General features: G+C 40.6%; 13 protein-coding genes and 1 tRNA gene. 5 read left to right on the top strand and 9 right to left on the bottom strand.

Annotation, left to right across the window (positions count from 1 at the left end; translation table 11 throughout):
• Positions 1-14 precede the first annotated feature (14 nt).
• The 9 genes from BST86_RS04140 to BST86_RS04100 form a co-directional block, all read right to left on the bottom strand.
• Positions 15-605: a fasciclin domain-containing protein gene (locus tag BST86_RS04140; protein ID WP_105982163.1), complete on the bottom strand. Its 591-nt coding sequence runs from the start codon at positions 603-605 to the stop codon at positions 15-17.
• A 283-nt stretch (positions 606-888) separates the two neighbouring features.
• On the bottom strand, positions 889-2,121 hold the full coding sequence (locus BST86_RS04135) for a PepSY-associated TM helix domain-containing protein (protein ID WP_105982162.1): 1,233 nt from the start codon (positions 2,119-2,121) through the stop codon (positions 889-891).
• A 68-nt stretch (positions 2,122-2,189) separates the two neighbouring features.
• Complete coding sequence (locus BST86_RS04130; RefSeq protein WP_105982161.1) at positions 2,190-4,619, bottom strand: TonB-dependent receptor; 2,430 nt, start codon at positions 4,617-4,619, stop codon at positions 2,190-2,192.
• 615 nt (positions 4,620-5,234) lie between these two features.
• Positions 5,235-5,307: transfer RNA gene (locus tag BST86_RS04125), tRNA-OTHER, on the bottom strand.
• A 38-nt stretch (positions 5,308-5,345) separates the two neighbouring features.
• Positions 5,346-6,440 carry a redox-regulated ATPase YchF gene (gene ychF, locus BST86_RS04120; protein WP_105982160.1) on the bottom strand — a complete coding sequence of 365 codons (1,095 nt, stop codon included), beginning with the start codon at positions 6,438-6,440 and terminating at the stop codon, positions 5,346-5,348.
• A 127-nt stretch (positions 6,441-6,567) separates the two neighbouring features.
• On the bottom strand, positions 6,568-7,146 hold the full coding sequence (locus BST86_RS04115; protein WP_105982159.1) for a DUF4252 domain-containing protein: 579 nt from the start codon (positions 7,144-7,146) through the stop codon (positions 6,568-6,570).
• 25 nt (positions 7,147-7,171) lie between these two features.
• Entirely contained in the window at positions 7,172-7,690 is a 519-nt protein-coding gene (locus BST86_RS04110) for a DUF4252 domain-containing protein (RefSeq protein WP_105982158.1), read from the bottom strand.
• Positions 7,691-7,707: 17 nt separating this feature from the next.
• Entirely contained in the window at positions 7,708-8,172 is a 465-nt protein-coding gene (locus tag BST86_RS04105) for a hypothetical protein (protein ID WP_105982157.1), read from the bottom strand.
• Positions 8,169-8,678 (bottom strand): RNA polymerase sigma factor, encoded by a 510-nt coding sequence (locus BST86_RS04100; RefSeq protein ID WP_105982156.1) that lies wholly within the window; start codon positions 8,676-8,678, stop codon positions 8,169-8,171. Before BST86_RS04100 ends, BST86_RS04105 begins: the two co-directional genes overlap by 4 nt.
• 164 nt (positions 8,679-8,842) lie before the next feature.
• Between BST86_RS04100 and BST86_RS04095 the strand changes: the two genes are divergently transcribed.
• The 5 genes from BST86_RS04095 to BST86_RS04075 all read left to right on the top strand — a co-directional run bounded on the left by BST86_RS04095 (position 8,843) and on the right by BST86_RS04075 (position 16,299).
• Positions 8,843-10,288 carry a S41 family peptidase gene (locus BST86_RS04095; RefSeq protein ID WP_105982155.1) on the top strand — a complete coding sequence of 482 codons (1,446 nt, stop codon included), beginning with the start codon at positions 8,843-8,845 and terminating at the stop codon, positions 10,286-10,288.
• A gap of 52 nt (positions 10,289-10,340) precedes the next feature.
• Positions 10,341-11,396, top strand: a complete 1,056-nt coding sequence (locus tag BST86_RS04090; RefSeq protein WP_146126703.1) for a flavin monoamine oxidase family protein — start codon at positions 10,341-10,343, stop codon at positions 11,394-11,396.
• A gap of 62 nt (positions 11,397-11,458) precedes the next feature.
• Positions 11,459-14,590, top strand: a complete 3,132-nt coding sequence (locus tag BST86_RS04085) for a WD40/YVTN/BNR-like repeat-containing protein (RefSeq protein ID WP_105982153.1) — start codon at positions 11,459-11,461, stop codon at positions 14,588-14,590.
• Between the two features lie 6 nt (positions 14,591-14,596).
• Positions 14,597-15,808 (top strand): bifunctional alpha/beta hydrolase/OsmC family protein, encoded by a 1,212-nt coding sequence (locus BST86_RS04080; protein ID WP_105982152.1) that lies wholly within the window; start codon positions 14,597-14,599, stop codon positions 15,806-15,808.
• Complete coding sequence (locus BST86_RS04075) at positions 15,805-16,299, top strand: YdeI/OmpD-associated family protein (RefSeq protein WP_105982151.1); 495 nt, start codon at positions 15,805-15,807, stop codon at positions 16,297-16,299. The genes BST86_RS04080 and BST86_RS04075 overlap by 4 nt, the downstream gene beginning before the upstream one ends.
• Positions 16,300-16,387 lie beyond the last annotated feature (88 nt).

Here is a 16,387-nt window from a genome sequence, read left to right as displayed (position 1 = left end):
AAGCAGTCTATTCCTTATGCGGGAAGCAACACAGTGTCTACTACATGGATTACTCCATTCGATTGGTTTACATCTGCAATCGTAACCGTGGATGTTCCCCCATTTGAATCTGTCAAGATGACTTTACCACCTTTTAAGCTCGCCTCAAGTTCCTGACCGTTCACCGTGGTGACCGTGAAGGATCCGTTGTTTTGATTGATGGCATCAATTATCTTTTTTGCGCTGTAGTTACCTGCCACCACATGGTAGGTCAATACTCCTTGAAGAGCGGATTTACTTTCTGGCTTTAAAAGGCTTTCTACCGTGCCTGTTGGTAGTTTGTCAAATGCCGCATTAGTAGGTGCAAAAACCGTAAATGGTCCTTCACCTTGCAGCGTACCCACTAGGTCTGCCGCTTTAACCGCAGCAACCAGCGTGGTGTGGTCTTTTGAGTTCACGGCATTCTCGACAATATTTTTAGAAGGATACATCGCTGCGCCTCCAACCATGACGGTTTTCTCGTTGTTCATCATTTTATCACCTTCCATGCTTTTTGAAGGTCCACAGGAAACGATAGCGATGGCTGCAGACAGCATTCCTACTCTTAAGATGTTCTTGAAATTCATTTTTTTGTTTTAAGGTTATCTGCACATACAAACGCCTGATGCCAACTAACGGTTTTGCGATCTCAAGGTTTTGGTTTTTTATTAACGTGAAGAGTATAAAACAACAGTAGAACATTGTTGCTGTTACCGCTCTTTTACGTCGCTTATCTACACTTGCCTTATCAAACGATAATAGGTTGAACATTTCTCGCATGTGCTAGCATATGCGCTCAAAAAATTTCTTCCGAATTTTACCAGCAGTTACAAACAGTGCGTTCCCTTTTTTTTCGTGATCAAAGAATTTTCAATTAAATACCTTGGATTCACAATAAAGCATTAAAAATAGGCGGTTAACCGGCCTTTCAGGACACATTAAATAATTCCATTTTGCAATGATTTCAAAAAAACACTTGCTACCTCCTTTTGCCTTTCTTTTTGAACTTTCCCAATATATAAGAAATCCAGTGACAGGAAGGCTTGCGATGAGAATACTCAACAAAAAGGCCAGTATTTTACCTGGTAAACCAGCAATTGCACCGACATGTATATCAAAATTCATCCGCAAAATTTTATCAGACAACTCCAGATCCTTGTACGTACTATAAATTGTTTTGGAGGTTATCGGTGCAAGGGTTGTCTGGTCAAAGAATAGGTAATCTGAGTCGTAATATACCCCATCAGTATTTGAGACCTCCACATAGATACTACTTGTGGGCGCATGAGGATAATGAATTTCAAAATTGTCTGCCTCTGGATATTGCTCCCAAAGCTGCGGTAGCAATCGGTCAATAGGCTGGACATTTCCTTTATTGGAAAACTCATATGGGCTATCTGGAATCATAAAGGTCACTTCTTTTTCACCTCCCAATATTTTATAAATTCCTGCCTGAAACCAATCGTATGACATAGCTAGGCCAGAAACCGCAAAAATCAGTGCAAAAACGCATATGTAAAAGCCGCCTATAGAATGAAGATCAAAGTTCTTGCGCTTCCATCTTGTGGTATCCTTCCATTGAAAACTTAGCCTTTGCTTCAAACCTTTGCGCCGCTTAGGCCACCACAAAATGATACCGGAAATCAACATTATTAAAAAGATCAAAATAGCCACTCCTACCACCTGTTCTCCTATTTTATCAGGTAACCATAAATGCATATGTCCATCCAGTACCCAAGCGAAAAATCCGGTTAAATGATCTTCAGTATGTAGCAATTTACCTGTATAAGGATTTAGGAAAATGCTGCGATAAAACAAAGGTGACTCTTGGTAAAAAATGGCTTCTATAGATTCACCTGGTTCATTATAAACCGTCCCATGTAGAGATTTTCCTGGATACATTTCTGCAGCTAATTCTTTCACCATCGTTGGGGTTAAGACAGGTTGATCCCTTACCGTTACATATTTATAATCATCTGATAAGGCTTTGACTTCATCTTTAAAAGCCCACAAGGCACCGGTGATGGCCACTATAAATACCGCGGTCCCACTGGCAAGACCTAGGATTTTGTGTATGGATCTGATTATTTGTTTGAAAGTCATCTTAAAAAGTAGGTTTAAGTTCCACTGCCGTTTTGGTGCGATATCGCTTTCGCGAAAGCGAGATCTTACTAAAACTTATAGGTGAAGTTTGCCAGCACTGCACGTGGTTGTTGTGGATTTATCGTAGTCCAACCCTTGTAGTATTCTAAATTGGTCAGGTTATTAACCTTTAAAGCGATACGATACTTGTTGACTTCATAAAAAGCTGAAGCATTGTAAACCGTGTATGAAGGCAAAGTGAAATTACCAGTGGTGGTGTAGTTTTTCACAAATCTCTCACTAGCACCGTTGAAGCCAAACCCAACACCGAAACCTTGTAATGTGTTATCTTGAAAAGCATAGCTAGCCCAGAAGTTGTATAGATTTTTTGGTCCTGCCTCCAAAGGTCTTTTATTTAAAATGAGAGGATCGTCAGTTCTAGTGGTTTCACTGTCATTGTAGCTATAACCACCTCTAATGTTAAGTCCATTGATAGGGTTGGCATTAATTTCCAATTCTACTCCTTGACTTACTACCTCTCCATTGGCGATAAAATTGAATGGGTTTGCTGGATCTTGAATCACCCTATCTTGAACTGTAATATTATAATAGCTAAGTGTCCCATCAAGTCTATTGTCAAATAAACTGGACTTAATACCAGCCTCGAACTGGTTGGCCTGCTCTGGGTCAAAGGTTTGTAACCTTTGGGCGCCATCTTGAGGATCACCGACTAAACGAGGTGCTACATTATTAAATCCATTTTGATAATTTGCAAAGACCGAAAGTTCATTGTCAATGATTTGATAAAGCGCACCTAACTTAGGTGATAAGGCGGTTTGATTAAAATCATCTTCATCAGTAAGTATGTCACCATTATTATCAAAATGATCTAGTCTTAAGCCAAGCATTAAGGATAACTGAGGAGTGAAATTGACCACATCAGAAACATATAAGCTATAGATGCTATATTTTGAATTATTATTACCAACAGGTGTGTTTTCAAGAGCGGCATCAACGCCAGCAGTGGATAATGGAAACAAGTCATCTTCTACGACATCAGGTGTAAAAGGATCGTCGCCATTGAACCCACCTTCTGGTGTTACATTCCCATAAAACACATAACCCGTGCTATTATCAGTTGTGTTTACATTAAGGTAATCAAGTCCAATGACCATGCGGTTACGTTTCCCATCAATGTTGAAATTACCTATGAAGTTTTGTTGAATGTCTGTAGTATTAGTTTGAGAGTTCTGTTTACTAATGAAACGGGTAAAGGTATCATCAGGTAGAATGCCAAATTCAAAAAGATAGGAGTAATAACCGCGAGTCGAAGTGGCGCTTTTAGAAAGCAATGTTTGTGACTGCCAGTTGTCAGAAAGTTTGTAATCCATTTCAACGCGATAGTTTTGAGTAGGATTTGTAAGAGTTAAATCATTGCTGGTAAAAGAAAGTTTATTGTTGTAATTGAGCTCTTCAAGATTAGCTGATTCTGTTGGTGCATTTCTGTTCAGAAAAAGAAATGTAGGGTTTGTTTGTTCGGCTTGGGTAATCTCACCATAGAATGAGAACGAAAGCCTGTTATTCACACGGTAGGATAATGAAGGTGCAACAAAAAAGGAGTTTCTAAATCCCGCATCCTGAAACGATTCTTGAGTACTGTAAGAAGTATTCAAACGGAAGTAGAGATTCTCATTGCTGTCAAGGTTTGTATTAAAATCACCAACAATTTGATTGAAACCATAGGATCCAGAGGTGAATGAAAGCTCTCCACCGGTTCCAGAATAAGGTTTTTTTGTTACGACGTTAATTAAACCGCCGTAGGAAGAAACTGCATTCCCGAATAAAGTTGCTGACGGACCTTTAATCACCTCAATACGTTCAATATTTGCAGGGTTTATGGTACCATTTGTCAAGCCTGGCAATCCATTAACCAGTTGCGGCTGCAGAGAAAAACCTCGTAAGGCATAATATCCAGCACCATCACCTCCACGACCTGTGGAAGTCCATAATTGCTCTACGCCGGTGGCATTTTTTAGGGCATCATCAAAGTTGGTCACGACTTGAGACTCCAACAACTCAGAAGTTACTGTGCTATATACCTGTGTGTTTTCTATATCCTTTAGAGGAAGCTTTGCCACGTAAGCACTCTTTTTTCTGGAAAACTTATTGCGACGTTCGCCGTTTAAAGTAACTGTGCCTAAAATTTCATTCCCTTCATAGAGGACTATGGTTCCTAAGTCTTTGGGCGAACTATCTTGAATAGAAACTTGAATTTCTCGAGATTTGTATCCAATCGAAGAGAATAGTAAGGTAATTGTTCCTTCTCCTATCCCAGAGATCTTAAAGTCACCGTTGCGATCACTTTGACTTCCAACAGTAGAATTCAAAACCGAAACATTAACAAGAGATAAAGGTTGATTGTTACTGTCTACTAACCTTCCACTGATGGTGGTAGTTTGAGCGTAAGAGATGAAAGAGAACAGTATTAATAATAACGAGAAATTAGAACGAACTTTCATTTGTTTTTATTTAGACTAATTATATATAGTTGAATTTGGCTGCGAATTTATACAGCGGAAATGTACTTTCCAAGCTATTTGTATTTATTCTAAATAATATTTTAGCGACGTATTTTGGATAGCGTGTTGACGCTGCTTGCGGGAAATATTTTACCTTCAATTATCCACTGCTTTTGGATCTATAGCGGTTTTGGCTTGACTTAATTGATGTAGTTACTCGCCTCCATGACCTAAGTAGGGTAAAACTCGAATATTAATAGTGATTAGTGTTACAACTTAAACTTTACATTTATTCTGAGACTTGGGAAAATCCGTTGGGTATTAACAGATAGTCTGAAATACCAAGGGTGGAAGCTGTAATAATTTTATTAAGATTCGTAGCAGAGTGTACTTAAAAAATTACTCTAGGTCACATAAAATTGTTGAAAATAAAAATTTGAAACCAATGTAAATTCAGCAATAGTGGTACATACGCTCATTTTCATAAGCAAAAAAAGCCACCTTACAGGTAACCTTTAAATTGAAGATAGCCAATTTAGATGGTGTTCTTAAAAATCAAATAACTAAAAATCATAGCATTTGCTATGATTTGATAGGCATTGAAAGCCTCATTTGTCGGGATGACAGGATTTGAACCTGCGACCACACGGCCCCAGCCGTGTACGCTACCAGACTGCGCCACATCCCGATTTGATCGCTACTTAAAGCGTCAAATATAACTCGTGATTAAACATTGAACAAGAAATGCATGATGTCACCATCCTGTACAATGTATTCTTTTCCTTCTACTTTAAGTTTTCCAGCTTCCTTTACTTTTTGCTCTGATCCATATTCCACATAAGTGTCGTATTTGATCACCTCAGCGCGTATGAAGCCTTTCTCAAAATCGGTGTGTATAACGCCTGCAGCTTGAGGTGCAGTTGAACCGGCATTGATGGTCCATGCTCTCACTTCTTTAACTCCTGCAGTGAAATAGGTTTCTTGATTAAGCAACTTATAGGCAGAACGTATCAATTTTGCACTACCAGGCTCATCTAATCCCATGTCAGATAGAAATTCCTTGCGCTCTTCATAATCCTCTAACTCTGTAATATCTGCTTCCGTTCCCACAGCAAGTACAAGAACTTCGGCGTTTTCATCCTTGACAAGTTCCCTTACTTTTTCAACATATTCATTACCATCAACCGCTGCATCGTCGTTCACATTGCATAAATACAAAACAGGCTTGTCTGTAATGAACTGTAAAGGCTTTATAAATTCTTGTCTTGCGGTATCATCTACTTGCACCGTACGAACAGATTTACCCGATTCCAACGCACGCTTTACAGCTGAAAGTACTTCATCTTCCTTAATGGCATCTTTGTTGCCTGTTCGCGCAGCCTTTTTGACCTTCTCCAATTTCTTATCAACGGTCTCCAAGTCCTTTAATTGAAGTTCGATATCTATGGTTTCCTTATCTCTAATTGGGTCAACGCTACCATCAACGTGAACAATATTATCATTCTCAAAACAACGTAAGACATGAATGATGGCATCTGTCTCGCGTATGTTACCCAAAAACTGATTCCCTAATCCTTCTCCTTTACTGGCTCCTTTAACCAGTCCTGCGATGTCCACGATTTCCACAGTTGCTGGCACTACTCTTTCTGGATTGACAAGAGACTCCAACTTCTCTAATCGTGGATCTGGTACATTTACCACACCTACATTAGGTTCAATAGTACAAAATGGAAAGTTGGCGCTTTGCGCCTTTGCATTAGACAAACAATTAAACAAGGTGGACTTACCTACATTAGGAAGACCTACGATTCCTGCTTTCATAAAAGACTTTTTTTAAGCGGCTGCAAATATACGTTTATAGCTTAGGAATATTTAAAAATGCGATAAAACAAAAAGGCTCTTGCGAGTACCGCAAGAGCCTTTTCAAATATCCTTTGACTGTTGTAATCTATTCTGTTTCCATCTTCATTTCCTTTACTGGCATACCAAGTTCACCTATAATAGATTTTAGGCCTGGAATGTTGATGTCTTTAATCTCAACTTCTTGAATCATGGACATGATCTCGCTCACATTCATATCATCTCCCAAAATTCTCGCGACACCTAATCCCATATCGTCTGATCTGCCATACACAATGATCTCATCGATCGCATCTTGAGAACCGTCAAACATCATCTTCATTTTTACGCCATCACTACTGTGTGACATCAGTAATTCATACTTCTCATTTTGAAAGATCTTATCCAGTTTAGCCGATTCTGTAAGGTACAAGTCCTTATTATCATCTTTTGCCGGTAAAGCAATAAGATTTACCTTTTCTATGGATTCATAAGCCTCACGTGACTCTGGTGAAAATTTTGATGCATCGACTCCTAGGATGGATTTAGGAATACTTGTGGTGATAAACCCATCTTTTTCTGCGCTGTCAACGTAGAATTGTTGAAGTGATTCTTCGTTACTACATGATGTCAATAGCGCCATGACTGTTAGTGATATGGCAACAATTTTTAATATTAGCTTGTTCATGATAAAAGTTTTTGGTGGTGGTTATTTATTTCTGCGTTGCTTTTTCTATCTGCTTCTGGCCTGGTATGTTCATTTTTTGGGTAATTCTAGCAATCTCGTTAAGATCAAGGTCTCCAGTGATGACTAGAAGAACCGTGTCTGCTTTATTGCCATCTGCATCTTCCATGAACATGACCAGTTCACGTATTTTAGTATCAGTGTTGCCCTTGCGCATATGAAAGGTGAACTTCTGGCCATCTTCCTTATTGCTCATCAATAATTCCATCTTGTTTTTGGCAATCATTCCGTCTGTAAATGTTCTCATTTTTTGAGCAGAGTTCATATCATCGGTAGTGTAAACCCTTAAATCTTTAAGGTTACCAACGGTTTTCATCAATTGTGCAAATTCTGGGTCCTCGCTGTCTATTCCAGCGATCATTTTGAACATGGCACTGGTCACTCTAGTTTCTGACACGTGCTTTAAATTGCCCACTTCGTCAAAATTCTGGGCGTTTGCTGTTATTGCAAGTGCAAAAAACAGGACTAGGGTTATTATCTTTTTCATCGTTTTGTTTTTAAAAATTAATCTTGGTTGATATTAAAAACCTGTGCGGTTTGTTTATTTATTTGGGTAATGGGTTGCAAGTTTTGTTTGCCTTTGTTGAATTTACTGGACACTAATTCAAGGGCTGCCACGGTTGCTTCATAGGCTTCTTCTGGAGATTCATAGGTTCCCAAATCAGCGTCGTTTGAATGATCATATAGGCCTGAACCTACAGCTACCATTAGGGAAACACTCGCGGCTACCGCAATGCCGGTCCAGGTCCTGCGATTGAATTTTTTGTTGTGGAGCTGTTTTGATTTCACTTTCGCGAAAGCGTCAAAACCACCATCATCAATGCTCTTCTCCATCTCATAACTATGAAACAGACCTTTGTAGACCAAGTGCTCCTGAGACACACGATCACTTTTGAAATAATCTCTTAAATCCTGCTCTTCTTGAAGGCTGGTCTCGCCTTCCCAATATTTTTCCAGTAGCTTGTTCATGCTATTTCGGTTTTATATGCTTCTTCTATTTTTTTCTTGAGCAACTTGCGTGCCCTGCTCAAATTGACTCGTACTGCGGTGGACTTCATGTCCATAATACGCTCGATGGCTTCATAATCGTAATGCTCAATATCACGCAAGTGCAGTATGGTTCTATAATTCTCTGGCAGGCCTGCAATCATTTTTCTCACCATGCTTACCTGCGACTCTCTTTCCAGTTCATCCTGTGCATTGCGGTCTGCAGACTCATAATTGCTGTGTACAATCTTTAAATGACTGGCCTGTTTACTCTTTAATCTATCTAGGGAATAATTCTTCACCATCTGCATCGCATAGGCTTCCTTATTATTGATGTCTTTGATATCAGATCGCTTTTCCCAAAGCTTCAACATGGTTTCCTGTACAGCATCTGCAGCCTCTTCATGCGAGGTGAGCAATCTGCGGGATAGGAAATACATTTTTTGCTGTACTTCTTTGAAGGTCGCTATGAAAGTTGGTTGATTCATTCCTGCGGTTCTATTTTCATGACGAGCCTACTATCGAGTTGTTACAAAAGCCTTGCATTTTTTTCCTAAAGCATCGATATGTAGCATGATTTGTGCATTACTTAAGTGATTTATGATGTCTGTAAAGGACATTGATTATTTTTAGCTCTATATATTTTCCCTTTATGAAACTTTTCAAATCCCTATTTATCATTATCGCCAGCATGGGAATCCTATCCAGTTGTGCAGAAGATAATGATGATCAATTTGCCAGCGATAGAATAGTAAAGAACTTTATCTATCGAGGCATGAATACCTTCTACTTATATAAACCTAATGTGGATGTATTAGATAATGACCGTTTTGCAACAACAGCAGAGTTGGAAAATTATCATTCCCAATTTGATTCACCAGAATCCTTTTTTGAATCCTTAATCTTTGACCGCGAGCGTACAGATCCTTTCAGCATCGTAGTCAGTGATTACGTTGCCTTAGAACAGGCACTGTCAGGAAACACTCTGAACAATGGTATGGAATTCGGTTTAGTTAGATATCAAGGTAATCAAAGCCAAGTTTTTGGTTATCTACGTTATGTGTTGCCCAATTCTGATGCTGATAATAAAGGTGTCGAGCGTGGTCAGATCTTTAATGCGATTGATGGCATTCAATTGAATGACACTAATTTTAGAACATTGTTAGCACAAAACACCTATACCATAGGCCTAGCTGATTTTAATGGTGGTAATCCTGTTGCCAATGGAGACGAAATAACACTTTCAAAAACACAGCTACAGGAAGACCCAATTCTAGTGAGTAAAGTCATCACTCAAGGTAATGCTAAAATAGGCTACCTACTTTACAATAGTTTCTTGAGGCAATATGACGATAATCTCAATGCTGTATTTGCAGATTTTAAAGCACAAGGTGTTACCAATCTTGTTCTGGATCTTAGATACAATAGCGGTGGTAGTGTCAATACCGCTATCACACTGGGAAGTCTCATCACTAACAACCCTACCACTGATGTATATTCCAGAGAACAATGGAATCCTGAAGTACAGGAATTTCTCCAAAACAACAATCCTGATCAATTGACCAATTTCTTTAGAAACACCACTTTTGATGGTAATAATCTCAATCGATTAGGTCTTAATAAGGTGCACATCATTACTACCTCAAGTAGCGCCAGTGCTAGCGAATTGGTGATCAACGCCTTGGATCCTTATATCAATGTGGTTCAAGTAGGTGATGAAACGGCAGGTAAGTTTCAGGCAAGCATTACTTTGTACGACAGCGAGGATTTTGGACGTTCTGGAGCAAATACTTCACATCGTTATGCAATGCAGCCATTAGTACTAAAAAGTCTTAACAGCATAGGAAACACAGATTACTTTGACGGTCTTGCTCCTGATATTGCTTTACGAGAGGATTTCGGTAACCTTGGAGTTTTAGGCGATCCTGATGAACCTTTGTTGAGAGCGTGCCTTAACGATATATCCATTAATGGAAGTATCTGGAGACCAACTGATATTTCACTAAGTGTTCAAAACCTTGAATTTATGGACAGTAATGATTTCAAGCCACTGGGTAATGAAATGTGGAAGGAAGATACCACGCTGCCTATAAAGTAAGCTGTATCACAACGTATCTTTGCAGCCTTTGGAATTTCCCAAAGGCTTTTTTATGCATTCAAAAGTATCTATAATCGGTGGTGGTCTTACAGGCTTGACACTGGCTTATCTCTTAAATAAGGCTGGAATTGATTTCCACGTTCTGGAGGCAAGACCACGACTAGGCGGCCGTATTTTTACAAAAATGTCTGGTAACCACATACCGGTAGATCTAGGCGCCGCATGGTTTTGGGATTACAACCCACAATTGATAGGGCTTTTGAAAGAACTTGAACTTCTTTCTTTTCCTCAAGAAATGGGTAATAAAGTGTGGTATCAGCCGAGTCCCAACCAGGCTTTTCAACAAATTGAAATCCCAGAGCAGCAACAGACCAGTTATCGAATTCATGGTGGTACAACCAATTTGACTCTCTCGCTGGCGTCCCAATTAAACCCAGATAAAATCAAATTAGATTCTCAAGTAATCAACATCGCCTATCGCTATTCCAAATATACCATTCAGACCACTAATGGATTTTATGACGCAGACATAGTCATCAATACATTACCACCAGCACTGGCATGCGAGTTGACTTATAATCCAGGACTTCCCGATGACTATCTAGAAATAGCCAGAAATACACATACCTGGATGCAAGGCAGCATTAAGTTTGGTTTGGGTTTTAAAACCGCTTTTTGGAAAGAACTCAACATTCCGGTAACCGCGTTTAGCAACTTTTCAGCGGCAAGCGAGGTGTATGATTATTCAAATCAGACCGGCGACCGCTTTGCCATCATGGGATTTTTGAATCCGCAAGTGAGCGCCATGGATAAAGCGACACGCAAGGATCAAGTATTGGAGCAGTTAAGTTCCTTTTTAGGGAAACCTGTCATGGATCATGTTTCCTATGAGGAATATGCCTGGAATGAAGAGCCGTTTACCGCTTCTGCAGGGACCATGAATCTGCCACCGCACCAGCATAACGGTCATCCTATTTTAAGGTCCAGTTTTAACAACAACAGTTTGATCATGGCTGGTTCTGAAACCAGTGCTGTCCTTCCGGGTTATATGGAAGGTGCTGTAAATTCTGCTTATAAAACCTTTGATCGTATAAAGGAATTGATTTGAGGTAGATTCGCTTTCGCGAAAGCGAAAATCAATTCATATCTTTAGGAACTTAATTTAGTTTCATGAAGAATTACACATTTTTACTACTTCTATTGTTGCCTTTACTGGCCGTTTCACAAAAGCTAGATCTGGATCTGGTTAAAAATCTCAAACCTAGAAACATAGGACCTGGCGGCATGTCGGGCCGTGTTACTGCCATCGATGTGGTAGAAAGTAACCCAGACATCATCTATGCAGGTACTGCCAGTGGTGGTTTGTGGAAATCTGAAAGTGGTGGCATCGCTTGGGAACCCATTTTTGACGATCAAGTCACGGCTTCCATAGGTGCAGTTGCAATACAGCAGTCTAATCCTAGCGTTATCTGGGCTGGAACAGGAGAAGGAAATCCTCGTAACTCGCTCAATGGTGGTTATGGGATCTTCAAATCGCTAGATGCTGGAAAATCCTGGCAATCTATGGGTCTCGAGAAGACACGACACATTCATAGAGTGATCATTGACCCTACAAATCCAGATGTTGTTTATGCCGCAGCCATAGGCTCTCCATGGGGCGAGCATCCAGAACGTGGTGTATTCAAAACCACAGATGGCGGGAAGACCTGGAACAAGGTTTTATACACCAACGACAAGTCTGGTGCGGCAGATCTAGTGATGGATCCTAGCAACCCTAATAAACTAATTGCAGCGATGTGGGAACACAAGCGTGATCCATGGTTCTTTAAATCTGGAGGTGAAGGTTCTGGTCTTTATATCACTCACGATGGTGGTGCAAACTGGAAAAAAATGACCGATAAGGAAGGTCTTCCAGGCGGTGAGTTGGGACGCATAGGTGTTGCCATAGCTCGCAGCAATCCAGATATTATTTATGCTCTGGTTGAAGCCAAAAAGAATGCACTTTACAAAAGTGAAGATGGTGGTTTTAACTGGAAGAAAATTAATGACAAGAGCGACATAGGTAACAGACCTTTCTATTATTCTGAAATCTATGTAGATCCCATTAATGAGAACCGAGTTTATTCTGTGTTTACCTACGTCAACGTTTCTGAAGATGGTGGTAAAAACTTTGAACAATTAATGCCAGCTTACGGCGCTAACAATGGTGTGCATCCAGACCACCATGCCTGGTACATACATCCAGAAGATGGCTCGTTTATGATTGACGGTAATGACGGTGGTTTGAACATCACTCGAGATAGAGGTAAATCCTGGAGATTCATAGGCAACTTACCGGTTGCACAATTTTACCATATTAATGTAGATATGGATATACCCTACAATGTTTATGGCGGTATGCAAGATAACGGTAGCTGGCGTGGTCCTGCCTATACCTGGCGCGATCAAGGAATAAGAAATAGCTACTGGCAGGAAATTAGCTTTGGCGATGGTTTTGACGTGGTTCCAGATCCAGACAACAGTCGTTTTGGATACTCCATGAGTCAGCAAGGCTCTGTGCAACGATTTGACTGGCAGACAGGAAATAACTACAGCGTTAAACCTACACATCCAGATCCAGATGTTGCATTGCGATTCAACTGGAATTCGGCAATAAACATCGATCCATTTGATAGCAGTACGCTGTATTTTGGGAGCCAGTTCGTACATAAGTCCACTGACAAAGGTTTGACTTGGACCGTGATCAGTCCAGATTTGACCACTAACGATCCTGAAAAGCAAAAACAAGGAGAATCTGGTGGATTGACCATGGATGCCACTGGAGCAGAAAATCATACCACACTGCTTGTCATCGAACCTAGCGCCGCAGAGCGCAATATTATTTATACAGGATCTGACGACGGTCGCGTTCATGTTACTAAAGATGGCGGCGGCAGCTGGACAGACATTAGTAAAGGACTTAAAGGCCTGCCTGAAGGAAGCTGGATTGCACAAATCAAAGCATCTGCAACAAAAAAAGGTCATGCCCTACTTGTTGCAAACGACTACCGCAGATTTAATTACGAGCCTTATGCCTACCGTACCACAGATTATGGTAAGAGCTGGAAACGCATTGTAGATGCAGACGATGTAGAAAGCTATACGTTAAGCATAATCGAGGCTCCAGACCAGAACAATCTCATGTTCCTTGGTACAGACGATGGACTTTACATCTCGATTGATGCTGGTGAGAATTGGGTAAAATACACCAATGGATTCCCTACGGTTTCTGTAAAGGATCTAGTGATTCATCCTAGAGAACAGGATCTAGTTATAGGAACCTTTGGACGTGCCGCATGGGTTTTGGATGATATTAGACCTTTGAAGGACATTGCTTCCGCGAAAGCGAAATACGATCAACCCATCAAATTATTTGAGCCGCCTATCGCTTATCAAGCAAGATATCAACAACCTACCGGAAGCCGTTTTGGTGGTGATGCCATTTATCAAGGTGAGAACCGCGGCAGCTCAGGATCTTTCAAATATTACTTTGACAAAGAACTTTCCAAGCAGGTGGATAGCACGGCAAGAGACACCATACGCCTTAAGATATACGATGGTGACCGTTTGATCAGGACCTTGGAATCCAAAGTTCCCAAAGAAACAGGAATCTATCAATGGAGCTGGAGACTGCGCGAGAAAGGTGGCAATTATCCATCGCGCAATATCAATAAGAGCAAAAGAGAAAATGCTGGTGTAGATGTATTGCCAGGAACCTATAAAGCAGTGATGGAATATGGAGATGTCACTAGTGAAACCATGATTACGGTTGAGGATGACCCACGAGTGGATGAATTGACCGCAGCAGACCGTAAGGCAAAATACGACGCCATGAAAAAGCTGGAAGCGTTGACCCAAGAGGTTTATGACATCACTCAAAAACTTGCCGAAAACAAAAAAACGGCCACCACTTTTAATGAGATGCTTAAAGAAAAAGATAAAAAAGCATATGAAGAACAAATAAAAACCACAGATTCCATTATCAAAGCCATTGAAAAGGAACAGGCAAAATACTTTGGATCAATTGATGAACGTCAAGGAATCACACGCAATCCAGAGGTTACCGTTACTCAACGTATAGGTAGCGCACGTGGGTACATCGATAGCCGTCAAGGTCCACAAACTAAAACGGAAAGCCAGTTGTTCGAGCAAGCCCAGCAAGCTGCCAACAAAGCCATGACCGAAACGCAACAGTGGCTGGACCAGACATGGGAGCCCTACAAAAACGAAATGAAAAATGTCCAGATCAACCTTTGGGAATAGTAGCCTATGAAAATGGAAAAAATCACCTTCCAGAATGCAGATGGCTATGAACTAAGTGGTCGCCTGGAACTACCTGTTGATCAAAAACCGCATAATTATGCGGTTTTTGCACATTGTTTCACCTGTAGTAAAAACTTTACGGCGACCCGCAATATCACGCGAGCCTTGACATCTTCGGGTTTTGGCGTGCTCAGGTTTGACTTTACAGGTTTGGGCGATTCTGACGGTGATTTTGGGGACACAAATTTCTCTGGCAATGTCGAGGATCTACTGGCCGCCATAGATTACCTGTCGACTCATCATAAAGCACCATCACTCGCCATAGGACATTCCTTAGGTGGTGCTGCTATAATTTTCGCTTCCGCGAAAGCGGAATCCATTCAAGCTGTAGCAACTATTGGAACACCTAGCGACACAAAGCATGTGAAACACCTTTTTGGCGATCAAATTGAAGCCATTATTGAAAATGGAGAAGCCGTGGTAGAATTGAGCGGTCGCCCGTTTAAAATCAAGGAGCAATTCCTGCGCGATGTGGATGAACAGATGTTGACGCAAACCTTGAGAGATATGCGCAAACCTCTATTAATTTGCCATTCACCACAGGATAACACGGTTGGAATACAGCATGCAGAACGATTGTATCACGCCGCGATCCATCCCAAAAGCTTTTTAAGTCTAGATGGTGCAGACCATCTTCTTACCAACAAGGAAGACAGTCATTATGTAGGCAATGTGATTGCGGGTTGGGCCAGTCGTTATCTGGAACTACCAGAAATAAAAACCATTAAATCCCGACATGAAATAGCTGCAAGTCTTAATGCCGCAGATGGTTTCACTACCCAAGTTAAAGCTGGAAAACATTACTTAACCGTGGATGAGCCGCTAGAAATTAAAGGAAATGACTACGGTCCTACTCCATACGATTTATTATCCAGCGGACTAGCGGCCTGTACCGTGATGACGATACAGATGTATTCCAAGCGCAAAAAATGGCACGTGGAAGATGTAGAATGTCATGTGACGTATGACAAGCAACATGCCGCTGACTGTGAAAACTGCGAGGACAATAGCTCCAAAATTGACACCTTCACAAGACACATCAAATTCCCTAAAGAACTGGAGGATCACCAAATTAAAAAACTACTGGAAATAGCCGATAAATGTCCCGTGCATAGAACCCTACATTCCAAAACTCAAGTGATCACACACCTGTTATGATCTTCACTTTTGAAACCACATTGACGCATAATGGTTGGGTTGGCGCCTTGATCATACCAGAGGATATTTCAGAACAGCTTGAATCAGCAAAAATCAAAAGAGTCGTAGCAGATTTAATCGTTTCAGGAAAGGAAATGACGCTCTATGCTGGCGTTATCAAAAGAAAGGGTATCAAATACTTGATGCTCTCTAAGGCAAACAAAAAAGCCTTAGCAATAGAAGAAGGCAATACCGTCAACGTCACCATGAAAGAAGATACCAGCAAGTATCAAGCGCCAATGACGGAAGAATTGGAAGCGGTTCTATTAAGTGATTATGAAGCTTATGAAATCTTTGAATCCCTATTGCCTGGTAAACAACGCAACATCATTTTCATGATTTATGGCATCAAGGATTCGCAAAAAAGAGTCGATGTGGCGCTCAACGCGATGGAGAATCTGAAAATGGGAAACCTCAACCCCATCAGGTTTGAGAAACTACTACCCTATTAAAATGAATTGATTTTTAAAGAATTGTGAAATGGTTGGTCGTGGTAAAGCACTTGACTAACTTTAACCATCAAATCTAATCACTAAAAAA

Origin of the sequence: Nonlabens agnitus (assembly GCF_002994045.1) — a bacterium.
In the GTDB taxonomy this organism is placed as follows: domain Bacteria; phylum Bacteroidota; class Bacteroidia; order Flavobacteriales; family Flavobacteriaceae; genus Nonlabens; species Nonlabens agnitus.
The sequence above is the reverse complement of the archived record's forward strand: the minus strand, read 5'-3'. Positions and strand labels throughout refer to the sequence as shown.

Excerpts from the sequence above, each read along its gene's own strand:
- BST86_RS04140 (WP_105982163.1), bottom strand. The coding sequence starts at position 605 with ATGAATTTCAAGAACATCTTAAGAGTAGGAATGCTGTCTGCAGCCATC.
- BST86_RS04135 (WP_105982162.1), bottom strand. The coding sequence starts at position 2,121 with ATGACTTTCAAACAAATAATCAGATCCATACACAAAATCCTAGGTCTT.
- BST86_RS04130 (WP_105982161.1), bottom strand. The coding sequence starts at position 4,619 with ATGAAAGTTCGTTCTAATTTCTCGTTATTATTAATACTGTTCTCTTTC.
- ychF (WP_105982160.1), bottom strand. The coding sequence starts at position 6,440 with ATGAAAGCAGGAATCGTAGGTCTTCCTAATGTAGGTAAGTCCACCTTG.
- BST86_RS04115 (WP_105982159.1), bottom strand. The coding sequence starts at position 7,146 with ATGAACAAGCTAATATTAAAAATTGTTGCCATATCACTAACAGTCATG.
- BST86_RS04110 (WP_105982158.1), bottom strand. The coding sequence starts at position 7,690 with ATGAAAAAGATAATAACCCTAGTCCTGTTTTTTGCACTTGCAATAACA.
- BST86_RS04105 (WP_105982157.1), bottom strand. The coding sequence starts at position 8,172 with ATGAACAAGCTACTGGAAAAATATTGGGAAGGCGAGACCAGCCTTCAA.
- BST86_RS04100 (WP_105982156.1), bottom strand. The coding sequence starts at position 8,678 with ATGAATCAACCAACTTTCATAGCGACCTTCAAAGAAGTACAGCAAAAA.
- BST86_RS04095 (WP_105982155.1), top strand. The coding sequence starts at position 8,843 with ATGAAACTTTTCAAATCCCTATTTATCATTATCGCCAGCATGGGAATC.
- BST86_RS04090 (WP_146126703.1), top strand. The coding sequence starts at position 10,341 with ATGCATTCAAAAGTATCTATAATCGGTGGTGGTCTTACAGGCTTGACA.
- BST86_RS04085 (WP_105982153.1), top strand. The coding sequence starts at position 11,459 with ATGAAGAATTACACATTTTTACTACTTCTATTGTTGCCTTTACTGGCC.
- BST86_RS04080 (WP_105982152.1), top strand. The coding sequence starts at position 14,597 with ATGAAAATGGAAAAAATCACCTTCCAGAATGCAGATGGCTATGAACTA.
- BST86_RS04075 (WP_105982151.1), top strand. The coding sequence starts at position 15,805 with ATGATCTTCACTTTTGAAACCACATTGACGCATAATGGTTGGGTTGGC.